The sequence below is a fragment of the Gemmatimonadota bacterium genome (genome assembly GCA_016719105.1).
Lineage (GTDB): Bacteria > Gemmatimonadota > Gemmatimonadetes > Gemmatimonadales > Gemmatimonadaceae > SCN-70-22.
This window is the reverse complement of sequence record JADKAQ010000023.1, coordinates 16269-31834: the sequence shown is the minus strand read 5'-3', so window position 1 is coordinate 31834 and position 15566 is coordinate 16269. Positions and strand designations below refer to the sequence as shown.

At 69.2% G+C, this 15566-nt stretch carries 15 protein-coding genes; 7 read left to right on the top strand and 8 right to left on the bottom strand.

Going from position 1 to position 15566, the window contains the following annotated elements; genetic code table 11:
- The first annotated feature begins 33 nt into the window (after positions 1 to 33).
- Entirely contained in the window at positions 34 to 1248 is a 1215-nt protein-coding gene (gene gltS, locus IPN47_20610) for a sodium/glutamate symporter (GenBank protein MBK9410399.1), read from the top strand.
- A gap of 116 nt (positions 1249 to 1364) precedes the next feature.
- Here gltS and IPN47_20605 read toward each other — a convergent pair whose 3' ends face one another.
- The 4 genes from IPN47_20605 to IPN47_20590 form a co-directional block, all read right to left on the bottom strand.
- Positions 1365 to 3893 carry a zinc-dependent metalloprotease gene (locus IPN47_20605; protein MBK9410398.1) on the bottom strand — a complete coding sequence of 843 codons (2529 nt, stop codon included), beginning with the start codon at positions 3891 to 3893 and terminating at the stop codon, positions 1365 to 1367.
- A 102-nt stretch (positions 3894 to 3995) separates the two neighbouring features.
- On the bottom strand, positions 3996 to 4529 hold the full coding sequence (locus tag IPN47_20600; GenBank protein ID MBK9410397.1) for a nuclear transport factor 2 family protein: 534 nt from the start codon (positions 4527 to 4529) through the stop codon (positions 3996 to 3998).
- A gap of 221 nt (positions 4530 to 4750) precedes the next feature.
- Positions 4751 to 4960 (bottom strand): cold-shock protein, encoded by a 210-nt coding sequence (locus IPN47_20595; GenBank protein ID MBK9410396.1) that lies wholly within the window; start codon positions 4958 to 4960, stop codon positions 4751 to 4753.
- 258 nt (positions 4961 to 5218) lie between these two features.
- The gene (locus tag IPN47_20590) at positions 5219 to 5767 is read right to left on the bottom strand and encodes a hypothetical protein (protein MBK9410395.1); all 549 of its coding nucleotides are present in this window, start codon (positions 5765 to 5767) and stop codon (positions 5219 to 5221) included.
- 84 nt (positions 5768 to 5851) lie between these two features.
- On the opposite strand from IPN47_20590, the gene ispG reads away from it, so the two are divergent.
- Entirely contained in the window at positions 5852 to 7072 is a 1221-nt protein-coding gene (ispG, locus tag IPN47_20585) for a flavodoxin-dependent (E)-4-hydroxy-3-methylbut-2-enyl-diphosphate synthase (GenBank protein ID MBK9410394.1), read from the top strand.
- A 101-nt stretch (positions 7073 to 7173) separates the two neighbouring features.
- Here the strand turns inward: ispG and IPN47_20580 are convergent, their stop codons facing one another.
- The 4 genes from IPN47_20580 to IPN47_20565 are packed head-to-tail and all read right to left on the bottom strand — an operon-like array spanning position 7174 to position 10524.
- Positions 7174 to 7785 (bottom strand): bifunctional (p)ppGpp synthetase/guanosine-3',5'-bis(diphosphate) 3'-pyrophosphohydrolase, encoded by a 612-nt coding sequence (locus tag IPN47_20580; GenBank protein ID MBK9410393.1) that lies wholly within the window; start codon positions 7783 to 7785, stop codon positions 7174 to 7176.
- 40 nt (positions 7786 to 7825) lie between these two features.
- Positions 7826 to 8257: a hypothetical protein gene (locus IPN47_20575; protein ID MBK9410392.1), complete on the bottom strand. Its 432-nt coding sequence runs from the start codon at positions 8255 to 8257 to the stop codon at positions 7826 to 7828.
- Positions 8258 to 8268: 11 nt separating this feature from the next.
- A complete protein-coding gene (locus IPN47_20570; GenBank protein ID MBK9410391.1) occupies positions 8269 to 9978 on the bottom strand; it encodes a hypothetical protein in 1710 nt (569 codons plus the stop codon).
- Positions 9979 to 9999: 21 nt separating this feature from the next.
- Positions 10000 to 10524 (bottom strand): hypothetical protein, encoded by a 525-nt coding sequence (locus IPN47_20565; GenBank protein ID MBK9410390.1) that lies wholly within the window; start codon positions 10522 to 10524, stop codon positions 10000 to 10002.
- Positions 10525 to 10863: 339 nt separating this feature from the next.
- Here IPN47_20565 and IPN47_20560 point away from each other — a divergent pair, with 339 nt between their 5' ends.
- Genes IPN47_20560 through IPN47_20540 form a run of 5 tightly spaced genes read left to right on the top strand, consistent with a single transcriptional unit; the run spans position 10864 to position 15502 of the window.
- Positions 10864 to 11730: an ATP phosphoribosyltransferase gene (locus IPN47_20560; protein ID MBK9410389.1), complete on the top strand. Its 867-nt coding sequence runs from the start codon at positions 10864 to 10866 to the stop codon at positions 11728 to 11730.
- Positions 11727 to 13064 carry a histidinol dehydrogenase gene (gene hisD, locus IPN47_20555; GenBank protein ID MBK9410388.1) on the top strand — a complete coding sequence of 446 codons (1338 nt, stop codon included), beginning with the start codon at positions 11727 to 11729 and terminating at the stop codon, positions 13062 to 13064. The genes IPN47_20560 and hisD overlap by 4 nt, the downstream gene beginning before the upstream one ends.
- Positions 13065 to 13123: 59 nt before the next feature.
- Entirely contained in the window at positions 13124 to 14185 is a 1062-nt protein-coding gene (locus tag IPN47_20550; GenBank protein MBK9410387.1) for a histidinol-phosphate aminotransferase family protein, read from the top strand.
- The gene (gene hisH / locus IPN47_20545; protein ID MBK9410386.1) at positions 14178 to 14792 is read left to right on the top strand and encodes an imidazole glycerol phosphate synthase subunit HisH; all 615 of its coding nucleotides are present in this window, start codon (positions 14178 to 14180) and stop codon (positions 14790 to 14792) included. The genes IPN47_20550 and hisH overlap by 8 nt, the downstream gene beginning before the upstream one ends.
- Positions 14789 to 15502, top strand: a complete 714-nt coding sequence (locus IPN47_20540; GenBank protein ID MBK9410385.1) for a 1-(5-phosphoribosyl)-5-[(5-phosphoribosylamino)methylideneamino] imidazole-4-carboxamide isomerase — start codon at positions 14789 to 14791, stop codon at positions 15500 to 15502. The genes hisH and IPN47_20540 overlap by 4 nt, the downstream gene beginning before the upstream one ends.
- Positions 15503 to 15566 lie beyond the last annotated feature (64 nt).

Genomic DNA, 15566 nt, shown 5'->3' with positions numbered 1-15566 from the left:
CCCAGCTCCGTCGTGACGTCTCTCAAGCTCGACATGATCCAGACCGTGGCGTTGGCTGCGGTGATCCTCTTTGTCGGCTACGGCATCCGGCGACGCGTCGGGGTGCTCGATCGCTTCAACATTCCGGCGCCGGTCATCGGCGGCTTCACGTTCGCCATGCTGGCACTCGCGCTGCGACAGTCTGGCATGTTGGCCTTCGAGTTCGATACAACGCTGCAGACGCCGTTCATGATCGCCTTCTTCACCACCATCGGGCTCGGCGCCTCGCTCGCGTTGCTCAAGCGCGGTGGGCCGCAGGTGCTCGTCTTCTGGATCGCCGCCTCGGTGCTCGCGGCACTGCAGAACGGCGTGGGGATGACGCTCGCCAGCTTGTTAGGCGTGGACCCCCGGCTCGGGCTCATTGCCGGCTCCATCACCATGACCGGCGGGCACGGGACGGGGGCAGCATTCGGCAAGTTGCTGGAGGAACAGGGCCAACTGCCGGGCGCCGTCGCGCTCGCGATGGCGGCCGCCACCTTCGGGCTGGTCTCGGGAGGTATCATCGGCGGACCGGTGGGGACGCGACTGATTCAGCGCTTCAAGCTGCGCTCCGGCGGTGTGGCCGATGCGGGGAGCGCCGCCACGTCGCGAGAGGCCGAGGCGTCGTCGCTCGACGCCGAGATCGACACGGAGACGGTGGGGGAGGCACCGACCGCCTATGTGATGCTGCAGATGATTACCGTCATCCTCGGGTGCATGGCACTGGGTAGCGTGGTCTCCAAGTGGGCCGCGCAGTACGTCACGCTTCCAGCGTACATCGGCGCGATGCTCGTGGCGGCCGTGGCGCGCAACCTGTTCGAGGGAACGGGCGTCGTGCGCATCGCCACGCGCACCATCGACGACCTGGGAACGATCGCGCTCGCGCTCTTCCTCACAATGGCGCTCATGTCGTTGCGCCTGTGGGAGCTCTTCGACCTCGCCCTCCCGATGCTGGCCATCCTGATGGTACAGGTGGCGATGATGGCCGCGTTCGCGATGTTCGTGACCTTCCGCCTGATGGGGCGCGACTACGACGCGGCCGTGATGGCCGGGGGGCACTGCGGCTTCGGACTCGGCGCCACGCCGAACGCGGTGGCCAACATGAACTCGCTCGTGGAGCGCTTCGGCGCGGCGCCGCGGGCCTTTCTGGTGTTGCCGATGGTGGGAGCGTTCTTCATCGACTTCAGCAACGCGGTGATCATCACGGCATTCCTGAACGTGGGGAAGTGAGGCGGGAACTGGCGCGCCCGCGTTACGGGCGCTTCGCCAGGTGCGGGATAACCGAAACGCCCCCTCTCACCCGAGAGGGGGCGTTGTGGTGTCAGCGAAGCCCGGGCGCCGGGGCCTTACCTCCCCTTCTGCTTCTCCAGGATCTCCTCCACCCGGTCGGCCACGTCTTGCCAGTGCGCGCGGCTTACGCCGGCTGCCGTGGCCACGCTCGCGCGCGCCGTCTCACGCACCGCGCGCAGTTCGGCGCGCGCCAGCGCCGACAGGTCGGTGCGACGCACGTTCGGCGCGACCAGCAGCGCGGGGAGTGCGCGACCGGCACCGCCGCCGCCGAACGGGTTGGCCGCCGGCGCCGGCGGCGGCGCGAGCAACGCCTCCAACCGTTCGAGGTACACGCGCTGCAGCTGACGGCGATTGGCGTCGAGCGGGAGCGCCGGCGCGCTCCACACCGCCCGCCGCAGGTCGCCAAGGTACTCACTCACCGGATAGGCGTTCGCGGCGTCGAGCTGTTCGCCGATCGCCAGGCGATCGAGCCGTCGCGCGTCGAGCAGCTGCGCGATCACGTTCGATTGCCGCACGGCGAGCGACGCCCCTCCCGTCCCCGGGCCGATCTTCGACACGATGTCCTGCGGCGCCAACCAGCCCGGCGTGCGAACCACCTGTTCGGCCAGGAAGTTGAGGGCGGCTTTCTGCCGCGCCTTCGATACCGGCGAATACACCGCGCCCGCCTGCTCCGCCGTCTTCGCGTCGATCGTCATGCCGCCGATGACCGACGTCACGTGCCCCATGTACAGCCCCCACATGCCTAACGTTTCTCCGTACAGCTCGGCCAGGTCCTCATAGTCTTCGCCGGGCTTGGTCGTCCACGCGGTGAGTTGCGGGACGAGCTTCTTCATGTTGGCGATGGCGTAGCCCGTCGCCTTCACCGGATCGTCCCCCACGTCCTCGGTCTGCGAACGCGGATCGATCCCGCTCAGGAACTGTTCGCTGTAGCGATACGGGAAGGGACCACTCTGGTTGATGACCCATCCGTTGAGGATCGGGCGCTCGGCCTCCGGCGTGGCCGCCTGCGGCAGCGCGCGATACCCCCAGTTGATCACGAAGTCGTCGAAGGGGCCAAGGCGGCGCACGAAGTCCTTGGGGGCGAGCCCGTCGCCGGGCTGGGCTACGTAGTTCTGCCGCGCATAGTCCATGATGGTCGCCGAGACGCCATAGACCGAGGCAAACGACGGCTTGCGCAACGAGTCGACCGGGAAGGAGCTCGACGCAATCATGTTGTGCGGGAGCCCGATCGCGTGCCCGACTTCGTGCGTGATCACCTGCCGCATCGTCTCCCCCATCAGTTCCTCGGGGATCTCCAGCGAGCGGGCCGCGGGATTGGCGACGCCAGTCTCCACCATCAACCGATTGCGATACGAGCGCATGTGGTTGTGGTACCAGGTAATGTCGCTCTCGATGATCTCACCGGTGCGCGGGTCGCTGGTGCTCGGTCCCACGGCGTTGCGCACGAGCGAAGCAGCCCAGCGCACCACCGAGTAGCGGATATCCTCCGGGTCCCACTCCGGGTCCTCGGCCTTGCTGGGCGGATCCTTGGCGATGATCGCGTTCTTGAAGCCGGCCTTCTCGAAGGCCTTCTGCCAGGCTTCGACCCCTTCGCGCACGTAGCGGCGCCACTTGGTGGGGGTCGCCGGATCGAGATAGTACACGATCGGCTTCACGGGCTCGACCAGTTCACCGCGCGCGTACGCCGCCGGATCCTTGGGCTCCAGGCGCCAGCGACGAATGAAGGTCTGGGACGCCGCCTTCTGCTCATCGAGGCCGTAGTTCACCCGTGACACCGAGAAGAAGCCCACGCGCGCGTCGGCATAGCGAGGACGCATCGGCATCTTGGGGAGGACGACGAACGACTGGCGCATCTCGAGGGAGATGGTCCCGGCCTCTCGCTCCGACGGCGGCTCCCCGGCATCGAACGTCTGCGTGTGGCGCACCTCGACGTTCTGCGGAAAGGAGCGCACGACGTTGATGAACGAACGCGCCGGGTCGAGGCGCCGCACCGCATACGTGCGGCGCTGCGCCGCCGAGAGCCCGCTCAGCACCGGTGTGTCGCCGGTGAAGAAATCGGTGACATCGACCACGGTGGACGCGCTATCGCGCGTGAAGGCGGCGATGGGGAAGGCGGCGAGGATCGGTCCGACGTTGTTGCTGGCGACCGAGAGCGCGATGGGGAGCGAATCATCGGCGACCGCATCGAAGCCCACGGTGCGCAGCAGCACGCGGTCGCCCTGCCGCTCCCAGCGCACCACGCGCTCCCCGAGCGACGTCCCAGCCGAGATGAAGCCGTCGAAGCCAGCCGGGACGCCGGCAATGCGCGTCACGAAGAGGAGGTCGCGCCCGGCGAGCGAATCGGGGACCTCGAAGAACCAGCGCTCATCGACGCGATGCACGGTGATCCCGCCGGCATCGGTCACCGCCTTGTCGGTGATGACCTGGGCGTACGGGCGCGGGCCGCGGCGGGCCGGCGGTTGGCCGGCCTGTCCTGGTGCCGCGTTAGGCGGGGCCGTGGGCGGAGGCGTCTGCTGCTGGGCCGGGAGCAACGCGGGGAGCGCGAAGGCAAGCGGCGCGAGCGTGCGCACGACAGAACGTCGCATGGCGATGCGGATGAGGGTGGGGAGGGCGCACCAGGGATCGCCTGGCGCTCAGCCGACCACAATCTCTCGTGCGGCGCGCTGGGACGCGACGCCCGGCTGCTGTCAGGGCTGCGGCGGCGGCGACTGCCAGAGGACGTGCGAGATCATCCACCTGCCATCGAACTTGCCGAGCAGCAGATAGTCGGTCCCCCAGTAGGCGCGCACCTTGGCGCTGGCCGTCTGGTCGTTGACCTCGAAGATCTGGACCTCCTTTGGCGCGGTCGCCGGGGCCGGATTGCGGCTCTCGCGCACCCGCCGCGAGAAGGCGAGGGCGCGGGGCCAGGTCATCTGCATCCCGCGGTAGCGCGCCGAGTCGGGGTCGAAGTAGAAGCCGTACTTGTAGAACTCCGGGCGGATGGAGCGCACGTGCTTGGTGGAATCGCCCTCGTAGAAGCCTTCGATGTAGTCGAGGGCCGCTCGGCGCACCGCTTCGCGATCAGCGGCGGGGTCGGCGGGGCGAGGAGCGGTCGACTGCGCCTGGAGCGAGGCCGCGCGAGGCACAACTGCCGGGGCGAGCACGAGCCCGGCGAGCAGGGCGGCGTACGGCACGCGGCGCAGCACCGGAGCGCGCTGGGCCAATGAGCGAGAGCGAATCATGGAGGTCCTCGGCGTATCGGGGCGACCGGCAACGGTTGCCCAACGTTAGGGCGACGAGGGGGAGGCGGCGAGTCCGGCGCGTCGAACCGCGGGTTGGGGGGGACGAGCCGTGGCGGGAGTACGCCGAAGCTGCGAGTGGTGGCCCAGGAACGAAACAGGGCGCCCCTCGCGGGACGCCCTGCTGGCCTTCGCCCTGCCGTTAGGCTGGGTGGTTCCTACGACTAGCTGATCTTGACGACGCCCTCGGCCGCAGGGCCCTTTTCACCCTGCGTGATCTCGAACTCCACAGCGTCACCCTCGGCCAGGGACTTGAAGCCCGAGCCCTGGATGGAGCTGTAGTGCACGAAACAGTCCTTGGAGCCGTTGTCGGGGGTGATGAAGCCGAACCCCTTCGCGTCGTTGAACCACTTCACCTTGCCGGTCGTACGCATACTGCACTCCTGAGGTAAGCTTGCCGGGAAGCGCAGAGACGCCGACCCAGGCAAAAGCCATGCAGCGGACATTCCGCTCGACGAGCGTCTTCCTTCCGCACCGGAAGAACAACGCGCCCCGAACCCAAAGGCCCAAGGGCGCGTTCGAGCGCGCAGAATATAGGACTGCCCGGCTAGCTGAACAATGCTGTATGTGTTGGCGCAGGGGTTACGCGCCGCGATGCGGCCGCGAAATGCCGCACCGTACTTCTGCCTTTCTTAGGGGACTGGGACGGGCGTTGTAGCCGACGGAGGGACGACCGGGACGGGGAGCGTGGGGGGCGCCGGGGTCACGGAGGTGCCGGGGTACCCAGGCTGCGGGTTGATCGCGCGGACGCCAGTGACGAAGTACTCGGTATCGCCGAAGCAGGAGAGCGGAATGCCGGGGTGCTGGTCGAAGGTGAGCGCGACCTGCTTCCCTTCGGCCCCCTGGATCGCCGCCGCAATCGAGTCGTCGCGGACCGTGAAGTAGAAGAGCACCGGAGCGCTCCCCGGAATGTTGGAGATCTGCAGCTCTCCTTCCCACGTCTTACAGACCCACCCCTTCCGGGAGAGCTTCTGGACGTAGCCTATCCGGTCGCCGGTGGAGTAGGTGAAGGCGAGGGCGGCATACGAACGGGCCAGCTGAACCGCCGAGGGGATGCCGAGGATGGCAGCCAGGGCCAGCTTGCCCCAGTGGCGGCGAGCGAAACTCTTCCGTTTCGGGGCCGCGACTTCCGCCACGTCCTTGGTGTTGTAACCGCGGTCGGGGATTTCGGGGTCGGCCATGGTTCTGGAGACGGGAGGAGGGAGACGGGAGACGAGCAGGGCGTCGCGCTTTAACTTAGTGCCGTCCCGGGAGGATCATACAGAGTGACATTTGCTGCGCGCAGAAGGACCGTCGTTGCCTCGATAGGTGGCGTGCTCGTGGGCGCTCCACATCCGGTGGTGGTGCAATCCATGACCAACACTGATACCGCCGACGCTGCCGGGACGGCGGCGCAGGTCGCCGCCTTGGCTCGGGCCGGGTCGCAGATCGTCCGTGTCACGGTCAACAACGACGAGGCCGCCCAGGCGGTCCCCGAGATGGTCAGCCGACTGCACGACCTGGGAGTGAACGTCCCGATCGTCGGCGACTTTCACTACAACGGGCACCTCTTGCTCACGAAGTACCCGGCATGCGCGCAGGCTCTGGCGAAGTACCGCATCAATCCGGGCAACGTCGGGAGCAAGCGACGCGACGAGAACTTCCGGTCCATCGTCGAGGTCGCGGTGGCCAACGACAAGCCGGTCCGTATCGGGGTGAACTGGGGGTCGCTGGACCAGGACCTCCTGACCGAGATGATGGACGCGAACGCCGTCGCCGCCGAGCCGCGCGACGCGCGCGATGTCTACATCGACGCGATGCTCGAGAGCGCCCTCCGATCGGCGGCGCTGGCCGAGGAGGTCGGGCTGCGCCACGACCAGATCATCATCTCGGCCAAGGTCTCGCAGGTGCAAGACCTCGTGGAGACGTATCGCCGCCTGGCGAAGCGGTGTGACTACCCGTTGCACCTGGGGCTGACCGAGGCGGGGCTGGGGAGCAAGGGGATCATCGCCAGCACGGCGGGGCTCTCGATCCTGCTGGAGGAAGGGATTGGCGACACGATCCGCGTCTCGCTCACGCCCAAGCCCAATGGCGACCGCACCGAAGAGGTGCAGGTGGCGCAGCAGATCCTGCAATCGTTAGGGCTGCGCTCGTTCACCCCGCAGGTCACGGCGTGCCCGGGCTGCGGGCGCACGACCTCGACCTTCTTCCAGCACATGGCCGAGGACATCCAGACGTACCTGCGCGAGCAGATGCCCGTCTGGCGCGCGACGCGCCCCGGCGTGGAAGAGATGAAGGTCGCCGTGATGGGGTGCGTGGTGAACGGTCCCGGCGAGTCGAAGCACGCCAACATCGGGATCTCGCTCCCGGGGACGTTCGAGGATCCGAAAGCGCCGGTCTACGTGGATGGGAAGCTGATGACGACGCTCAAGGGAGAGCGCATCGTCGAGGAGTTCCTGGTCATCCTGGAGCACTACGTGGCTGGGCGCTACGCCACGACGAGCTAGCGACACGCGGGGGGCGGAGTGGGCGACGGGGCGCTACGCGAGTGGCGCCCTTTCCCGTCGTGCCTGTTCTGCCAACGCGCCCGTCGTGCCGACGCACTCCCTTACTGCCGTGCCAACTCCTCCAGCTCCGTGACCACGCGCGCGAGTTCGCCCATGATCGGCGCCTCGAAGCCTAACGACGTGAGCCGGTCGTGGACGTCGCGGTACCAGCGCACCGTTCCTTCCTTCCCTGCCTTGAAGCGCCCCCACACCGAGTCCGGCTCGACCGTGCGCCGCACGTCGGCGACGATGGTGGCCGCGTTGTGGAGCTTGTCGGCGGCACAGACCCAGCGGGCGCGAGTCGACGCCTCCGCCAGCCGCTCGAGGTAGTCGGCCTTGCGGTCGGCGGGCGAGAGTTCGACCCCATCGTCGTCGGCATGGCGATGCGTCACCTGCAGCACCGTGTCCAGCACCTCCTCGCCGAACTTCTCGCGGATGCGCGACACCAGCATCTCGCGCGAGTAGGCCTCCCGCACCGTATCCTCGATGACGTCGTGGAGGATCCCGGCGATCACCGTCTCGTCCTCCTGGCCGTAGCGCGTGAGGATGAGCGCCACGTTGGCGGGGTGCGTGAGGTAGGGAAGGCGCGTCCCTTTTCGCACCTGCTGGTCGTGGTGCTTGGCAGCGAAGGCCAGCGCGTGATTGATGCGGTCGGAGTAGCCGATGACTGTCATGCTGGGTCGACCGGGGAAGCGTGCAACGGGGGGCGGAAAGCTAGCCGCGGGTGATGAGCGATGCGAGGACGAGGTCGAGCAGCGCGAGTGCAATCCCCTGCACGATGACCCCGATTCCGGCGCCGATCAGCGCCAGCGATCGGGTGAGCCGCCAGCCGACGACGGCCAGCGTCACCCCGACGGCCACGTACCCCACATCGAGCCCGATGTTGAACCAGAGGAACCGATCGAGGGCAACGGCACCGGTCAGGTCACGGAGCGTGAGTCCGCGCCACGCGGCGGCGCAGATCGCGAGGTCGACCGCTCCCCACGCGGCGGTCTGGATGGCGAAATGCTGCAGCAGTGGCGACCGCACGCGCCGCGCCGAAAGCAGCGCCAGGATCGCGCTGCCGGCCACCACACTCATGGCGCCCCACAGCGCCAGCCGCAGCAAGTGCCCGCGCTCGGCGGCGAGCAGCGTATCGGCAAACATGCTGTCCGTGCCTAGGCCGCCGCGGGGGCGGAGGCCGATCGCGGCGCCTTGGGCGCTGCCGGGAGCGGGCCGTCCCACAGGACCACGCCGCGCACGCGGGCCCCTTCGTCGATCATCGACGCGACCGTTCGCGCGAGCGTCGCGAGTCGCGTGCGCGTCTGCGTGGCGCAGACCACCACGTCATCGCCCGCACGAAATCGTTTGGCACCCGCCAGGGTCGTCACGACGATCGTCGCATCGTGCCGTCGTGCGGCGCGTTGCACCTCCGTGACCAGCGCCTGCGACTCGGCGGGACCGAGCGGCGCCTCGCGCCCCCCGGCCGGGAGTACGTCCATCGTACGCCCGCGCCCCACGGGCACCGGCACGAGCACCTCCGACCACTTCCGACGGTTTTCCACCACGGCGACCAACCCAGGCGACCGGGGGAGGGAGAAGAGCGCCCGCACCGGCTCCTCGGCCAGATCGGCGTCGACCAGCAAGGTGACGCGTGCATCGTTGGCCAGGACGGCGGCGAGGTTGGCGGCCACCGCCGCAGCGACCGTCGAGTTGTCACCGGTGACCGTCACGATGCCATCCTTCGGCCACTGCGACGACAGGTGCCAGGCGAGCACCCGGTAGGCGTCGAAGGTTGGATCGAGCAGTGCAGGGACTTGCCGATCGGCCGCACGGCGGCTGCGCTCCGCCGGGAGGGCACGCAGCCTGGCCACCCCCAGCACGCGAAGGGAGGTGAGCCGCTCGGCCTCGACCGCATCTGCCACTCGCGGACTTCGCATTTCGTCGAACATGGCGAGGGCGAAGGTGACCGCAGCGGCGATGATGAGCGCCCCGGCCACGAGGATCGGGATGGGTGCCAATTGGTTGCGCGCCCGTTCGCGCGAGGCGACCGAGTCGGCGCGTGCGTTGGCCGCCCGAGCATTGGTGAGCGTCCGCCGCGCCGCTTCGTACGCCACCCACGCCGACCGACGGACCGCGAGGGTCGCCTGCGAATCGGGGAGAGTGACCGCCGCAGAGTCAGCAGCGGTCGGCGCCACAGGAGTGACCAGCGCCAGCTGCTCGCGGGTCAGGGCGGCAAGTCGTGACTGGCCGACGATGATGATGCGTCGTCCCAGCTCGTTGGCCTGCGTCGTGAGTGCCACGAAGACCGGATCGACCGTGGCCCCTGCGCCGAGGTCGTCGCGTTCCCGCTCGACGTCGTTCAGCGAGTCGAGCAGGGCGCGGACGCGCGGGTCGCCGCGCAGGACCGGCGTGTTGGCCAGCGCGCGAAAGGTCTCGGGGAGCGGGGCGCTCTCTGCACGCTGCAGCAGGGCGCTGAGCGCCGCGGCCCTCGTCGCGATCGAGTCACCGGCGGCCGACTGTTCGGCCGTGGCTACTGGCGGCGACATTGCCGCCACCAACGCGGCACGCGTAGCACGCAAACTGGCCAGTGAGCTATCTGCGGAGGCCAATCTGGCCCGAGCAGCGCTTTCCCTCGTCAGCAGGAGCGTCGTGTCACGCCACTCGATTCGGTCGGGGCGAAGGAGGTTGAGGACGCCCTGCGCCCCCGCCGGAAGAAAGAGATACGAGAGCAGGACGCCGACGAAGACCGCGGTCCCGATGACCAGCAGACGCCAGGGGCGCTGCAAGACGTTGCGGGCGCGCGCCCCCAGCCACGCCGCCCGTGGAATGAAGCGGAAGCGGCGGGTCGCCAGTGCGGCGCGCGAATAGGTGCCGGTCGGCGGCATCCTGAGGGGGCGTCTCGAGGGCTACTGGATCTGGATCTCGCCCTTCATCCCTTGCGGGAGGCGCGGTGTCGAGACGAAGGGGTACTTGCCCGGCCTGAGCCCGCCGAGCGAGAGCGTCCACGTTTCCTGCGCGACCGAGAGGAGCGGTGAACGGCCGTTGGCCCCGTTCGGCATGTTGGCGATCAGCTGGGGCTTGGTCTCGGCCGGTACGACGTCGAGATCGAAGGCAACTTCGTGCGGGCCGCCCGAGACGACGACGAACTTCACGCCATCGCCCGGCCTGGCGGCGATGCTCGCCGGCTCGAAGCGGTACCCCTTGGCGTCGCCGATCATCTTCACCTCGATGATGGTGCCGGTGATGGGGGCAGCGTTCACCGCGGGCATCGGTGCCGCTGGGGTGGCGACGGCGCCGGAATCGGCGACCGGCGCAGAAGCGCTCGGGGTGGCGGCGAGGACGCTATCGGCTTCGTTGGTCTCGCGCCCTCCGCAGGCGACGAGCGAGTACGCGAGCGGGAGAGCGAGCGTCAGGTGGATGAAGGGTCGCATGGGTGTCATGGGCTGCAAGCTAGGACTCGCGAAATGTCGCGTGTAGGGGACGATCGAGTTGACGACCTCGGTCACTAAGGCTACGTTCCGCGCCATGCTTCGCTCGGTGACCCACCACCATCACGCGCATCACGGCCATACCCCGACGGGTCTGGGCGTAGTTCGCGTGCGGTAGTTGGCAGCCACAACGCCAGCGGCAAGCGAATGAGTGCCGAGGCCCGTCCACCATGGACGGGCCTTTTTGTTTGTTCGACCCTGTGGTGTGCCAGCTGATCGGCCGCCCGCCCCGCTGTTCGATCGCCGCTCGACCATCCTTCACGCAGGACCCGCCTCCGCACCATGCTCAAGATTGCCTTGCCCAATAAGGGGCGGCTCGCCGAAGAAGCGCGCGAGCTCTTCAATGACGCCGGTCTCGAGGTCCGTGCCTCCGGCGAGCGTGCCCTGACCGCGTCGCTCGGCGGTGAGTTCGAAGCGATTTTCGTTCGGGCGCAGGACATCCCCGAGTTCGTGGCCGACGGGGCCGCCGACGCTGGGGTGACGGGGTGGGACCTGGTCTGCGAGTCGGAGCGGCCGCTCGACTCCCGACTCGACCTCGGCTTCGGGAAGTGTCGCCTCGTGGTGGCGGTGCGTGATGAGTCGCCGACGCGGGCGGTCTCCGATCTGGCGCGCGGGTCGCGCGTGGCGACGGTCTTTCCGCGGATCACGCGTGCCTTCTTCAAGCAGCACTCGGTCGACGTGGAGGTCGTCCCCGTGAGCGGGGCGGCCGAGATCGCGCCGCACCTTGGCATCGCCGACGTCGTCGTCGACCTGACGTCGACCGGTTCGACGCTCAAGGTGAACGGGCTGCGCGAAGTGCAGACGGTCATGCTGTCGACGGCCCGCCTGATCGCCGCGCCGGGGGCCGCGGAGCGGAACCCGGCCAAGGGGCAGGCATTGTCGGAGCTGACGTCAGCGCTCGAGTCGGTGCTGCGGGCGCGCGGCCAGCGGTACCTGATGGCCAACGTACCGCGGGAAGCGCTGCCGCAGGTGAAGGAAGTGATCCCGGGGCTCAATGGACCGACGGTGATCGACATCATGAACGGGGGGAGCCATGTGGCGGTGCACGCCGTGGTGCCCGCCGCGACCATCTATCGCACCATCGCCTCGCTCAAGACGCTTGGGGCCGAGGGGATCCTGGTGACTCGAATCGAGAGGCTGATGCCGTGAGCGAGACCAAGAGCACACTCAAGCTGCGCTTTCGCGGCGCCGCGTCGTCGTTAGGTGCCGACGGACTCAAGGGGCTGATCGACCGCTCGACCGCCGACGACGACGTGTTGCGCGACACGGTGAGCGCGACGATCGACGCGGTGCGCCACCAGGGGGACACCGTCCTCAAGTCGCTGGCGCGCGAGTACGACCTCGTCTCGCTCAAGCGGCTCGATGTTCCCAAGGCCGAGTGGCACAAGGCGCTGGAGTCGATCGACCCCAAGGTGCGCGCGGCCATGGAGCGCTCGGCGCGCAACATCGAGGCGGCACACCGTGCCTTCCTCCCGGTGCTTACCGAGGTGGAGACGGAGCCCGGCATCACGATCGGGCGCCGGCCGGACCCGTTAGGCACGGTCGGGGTGTACGCTCCGGGTGGGCGCGCCGCGTATCCCTCCTCGGTGCTGATGGGCGCGATCCCGGCGCGCGTGGCCGGCGTGGGCGAGGTGATCCTCTGCTCCCCGCCTGGGCGCAACGGGCTCCCCTCGGCGGCGGTGCTAGCGGCGTGCGCGATCGCCAAGGTGGACCGGGTGTTCGCGTTAGGTGGGGCTGGGGCCATCGCGGCCATGGCGTACGGGACGGAGAGCGTCCCGCGCGTCGATCGTATCGTCGGCCCGGGGAACGCCTGGGTGACGGAAGCCAAGGTGCAGGTGGCGAAGGCGTGCGCGATCGACTCGCCGGCGGGGCCGAGCGAGCTGCTGGTGATCGCCGACAGTTCGTGCGACACCGCGCAGGTGGCGCGCGAGATCCTGGCGCAGGCCGAGCACGATCCGCTGGCCTGCGTCGTGGCGGTGGCCGTGGGCGATGACGTGGCGGCGAAGATCGAGACGGCGCTGGAGACGATGGTTGGCGGCTATGGGCGGGCGAGCATCATCAAGCAGGCGTTGGAGGCCAACGGCGGCGTGATCTCGGTCGACACGTTGGGGGCGGCGGTCGCGCTCTCCAACGCCTACGCCCCCGAGCACTTGCTGCTGGCGGTGGCCGCGCCCGACGCCATCCTCGGTGACCTGCGCAACGCGGGGACCATCTTCGTGGGGACGACCGCTTCTGTATCGTTTGGCGACTATATGACCGGAGCGAACCACACGCTCCCGACCAACGGGCTGGCGCGGTCGTACTCCGGGCTGTCGACGCTCGACTTCATCCGGTGGACGACGTACCAGCGCGTGACCCCCGACGCGGCGGCGCGGCTGGCCACCGACGTGGGCAACTTTGCCGACGCCGAGGGGCTGGACGGACATGCCCGAGCCGCGCGGGCGTGGAGCATCTCGGCCGGCATCCCCGGGGGCGGGGCGTGAGCGGCGCCGGAGAAGCGCCGCGCGCCGGAGCAGCGCCGCGCGCGTGGACACCGCGCGCCGTGTATCAGGGGCTCCGCGCCTACGACGTCGATCCCACGCCGTGCGAGATCACGCTCGCCGACAACACGTCGCCCTTCGGCGCGCCGCCAGCTGCACTGCGGGCGATCGCCGCGGGAGTCGGCGACCGCCTGGCCCACTATCCCAGCACCTACTCGCGCGCGCTGCGCGAGGGGATCGCGGCCTACGTGGGGGTGTCGCCTGACGAGATCATGGTGGGGTGTGGGTCCGACGAGATCATGAGCTGCGCCTTTCGGGCGCTGGGGGAACCCGGTGATCGCGTGGCCTACATGGATCCGACGTTCGTGATGGCCAAGGTCTTCGCGACGAGCAACTCGCTCACGCCTGTTCCTGTTCCGCTCACCGCGCGCTTCGACGCCGACGCCGACGCGCTGGTGGCGGCACAGGCGCCCATCACGTACGTCTGCACCCCCAACAACCCGACCGGACTCCCGATGGCCGCCGCTGCACTGCAGCAGGTGTTGCGCGAGGCGCGCGGGCTCACCTTCGTCGACGAGGCGTACGCCGAGTTTGCCGGCAGCAACCTGGCGCGTGAGGCGCCGGCACATGGACGCTCGCTCGTCTTCCGCACCTTCTCGAAGGCGTTCGGGCTGGCGGGGATGCGCGTGGGATTCGCCGTAGGGGCGCGGCCACTCATCGCCGAGCTGGAAAAGGCGCGCGGACCGTTCACGGTCACGGCGTTAGGCGAGCGGGCCGCACTCGCGGCCGTCACCGAGGACCTCGCGTGGGTCACGGATGGCGTCGCGCGCATCGTGGCCGCGCGCGAGCGGTTCATCGCCGCGCTGCGTGGCGCGGGGTTCGCTCCGCTGCCCAGTGCGGCGAACTTCGTCCTGCTCCCGGTCGGGGACTCGCGCGCCGCGCATGCGGCGCTGCGCGAGCGTGGCATCCTGGTCCGGCACTTCGTGGGGCTCCCGGGGATCGGCGACGCGCTGCGGATCAGCATCGCCGACTGGGCGGTGATGCAGCGGGTGCTGGATGCGCTGCTGGCGATCCTTCCGCATGAGGCGCGCCCCTTCAACGCCGGGGAGCGAGCCGATGCCTGAGTCGCGTCACTCCCGTATCACGATCTTCGACTATGGCGCGGGGAACCTGCACTCGCTGGCCAAGGCCGTCGCGTCGTTCGGCACGGCACCGGTGATCGAGGTGGACCCGGCGCGCGCGATCGAGACCGATGTCTTGCTGCTCCCGGGCGTTGGCGCCTTCACGCCCGCCGCCGAGCGCCTGGCGCCTGGACGCGTGGCGATGCGTGCGGCACTCGCGGCCGGGCTCCCGTGCCTCGGGATCTGCCTGGGCATGCAGCTGCTGCTCGAGACGTCCGACGAGGGGCCCGGCGCTGGCCTGGGGGTGATTCCGGGTCGTGTGGAGCGCATTCGCGCCGAGCGGTTGCCGCAGATTGGCTGGAACGCCGCCGACGACGCGCGCGATCCCTTGTTTGCCGAGTCGGGGCTGCGGGACGTGTACTACGCCAACTCGTTCATCTGCCGTCCCACGGATCTCGCCTGCGTGACGTCGTGGAGCACGCACGAAGGAGATCGGTTCCCCGCGTCCGTTCGAGTGGGGCGTACGGTGGGGGTGCAGTTTCATCCTGAGAAATCGTCGAGCGCCGGCGTGGCGTTCGTCCATGCCTTCCTTCGGGAGATGCTCGCATGATCGCGATTCCGGCCGTCGACCTCCGGGAGGGGGCGTGCGTGCAGCTGGTAGGCGGGGAGTACGCCCAGGAACGCGTGCGCCTGGCCGATCCCGCCGCGGTGGCGCGCGAGTGGGTGCGCCTCGGCTTCGCGCGCCTGCACGTGGTGGACCTGGATGCGGCGTTAGGCAAGGGGAACAACCTGGCCATCGTGCGCGAGATCCTGCGCGAGGGCGGGGCCGATGTGCAGGTGGGGGGCGGGCTACGCACCACCGACGCCGTCGACGACATCCTCAACGAGGGGGCGCGCTACGCCATCGTGGGGACGCGGGCGCTCGAGGATCTGGACTGGCTGGCCGAGTTGGCTCACGACAACCCGGGCGAGATCATCGTGGCGGCCGACGTGCGCGACCGGAAGGTGGTCACGCGCGGATGGCAGCGCACGCTCCCGCGCGACATCCTGGACATGGTGGAGGAGGTCAGTACCCTCCCGCTGGCGGCGCTGCTGGTGACGGCGGTGCATCGCGAGGGGCAGCTTCAAGGGACCGACCTCCCGCTGATGGAGGACGTGGTGGATGCCGCGGCGTTCCCCGTGTACGCCGCCGGCGGGGTGGGGAGTGTCGGCGACCTGCACGCCCTGCAGGATCGCGGGGTGAGCGGCGCCGTGATCGGGATGGCGCTGTACACCGGCGCGATCGACCCCCGCGCCATTGTCGACGAGTTCTCCGTCTAGTCTCCCTTCTCATGTCGCGCGACGCATCGCGCCACGCGACACGCAATACGACACCGCACGCCTG

What these genes read in the sequence shown, in the direction of transcription:
- IPN47_20595 (MBK9410396.1), bottom strand. Translation starts at nt 4,960, where the DNA reads ATGCGTACGACCGGCAAGGTGAAGTGGTTCAACGACGCGAAGGGGTTC.
- hisH (MBK9410386.1), top strand. Translation starts at nt 14,178, where the DNA reads ATGCCTGAGTCGCGTCACTCCCGTATCACGATCTTCGACTATGGCGCG.
- IPN47_20580 (MBK9410393.1), bottom strand. Translation starts at nt 7,785, where the DNA reads ATGACAGTCATCGGCTACTCCGACCGCATCAATCACGCGCTGGCCTTC.
- IPN47_20590 (MBK9410395.1), bottom strand. Translation starts at nt 5,767, where the DNA reads ATGGCCGACCCCGAAATCCCCGACCGCGGTTACAACACCAAGGACGTG.
- IPN47_20540 (MBK9410385.1), top strand. Translation starts at nt 14,789, where the DNA reads ATGATCGCGATTCCGGCCGTCGACCTCCGGGAGGGGGCGTGCGTGCAG.
- IPN47_20560 (MBK9410389.1), top strand. Translation starts at nt 10,864, where the DNA reads ATGCTCAAGATTGCCTTGCCCAATAAGGGGCGGCTCGCCGAAGAAGCG.
- IPN47_20565 (MBK9410390.1), bottom strand. Translation starts at nt 10,524, where the DNA reads ATGCGACCCTTCATCCACCTGACGCTCGCTCTCCCGCTCGCGTACTCG.
- IPN47_20605 (MBK9410398.1), bottom strand. Translation starts at nt 3,893, where the DNA reads ATGCGACGTTCTGTCGTGCGCACGCTCGCGCCGCTTGCCTTCGCGCTC.
- gltS (MBK9410399.1), top strand. Translation starts at nt 34, where the DNA reads ATGATCCAGACCGTGGCGTTGGCTGCGGTGATCCTCTTTGTCGGCTAC.
- IPN47_20570 (MBK9410391.1), bottom strand. Translation starts at nt 9,978, where the DNA reads ATGCCGCCGACCGGCACCTATTCGCGCGCCGCACTGGCGACCCGCCGC.
- IPN47_20575 (MBK9410392.1), bottom strand. Translation starts at nt 8,257, where the DNA reads ATGTTTGCCGATACGCTGCTCGCCGCCGAGCGCGGGCACTTGCTGCGG.
- IPN47_20600 (MBK9410397.1), bottom strand. Translation starts at nt 4,529, where the DNA reads ATGATTCGCTCTCGCTCATTGGCCCAGCGCGCTCCGGTGCTGCGCCGC.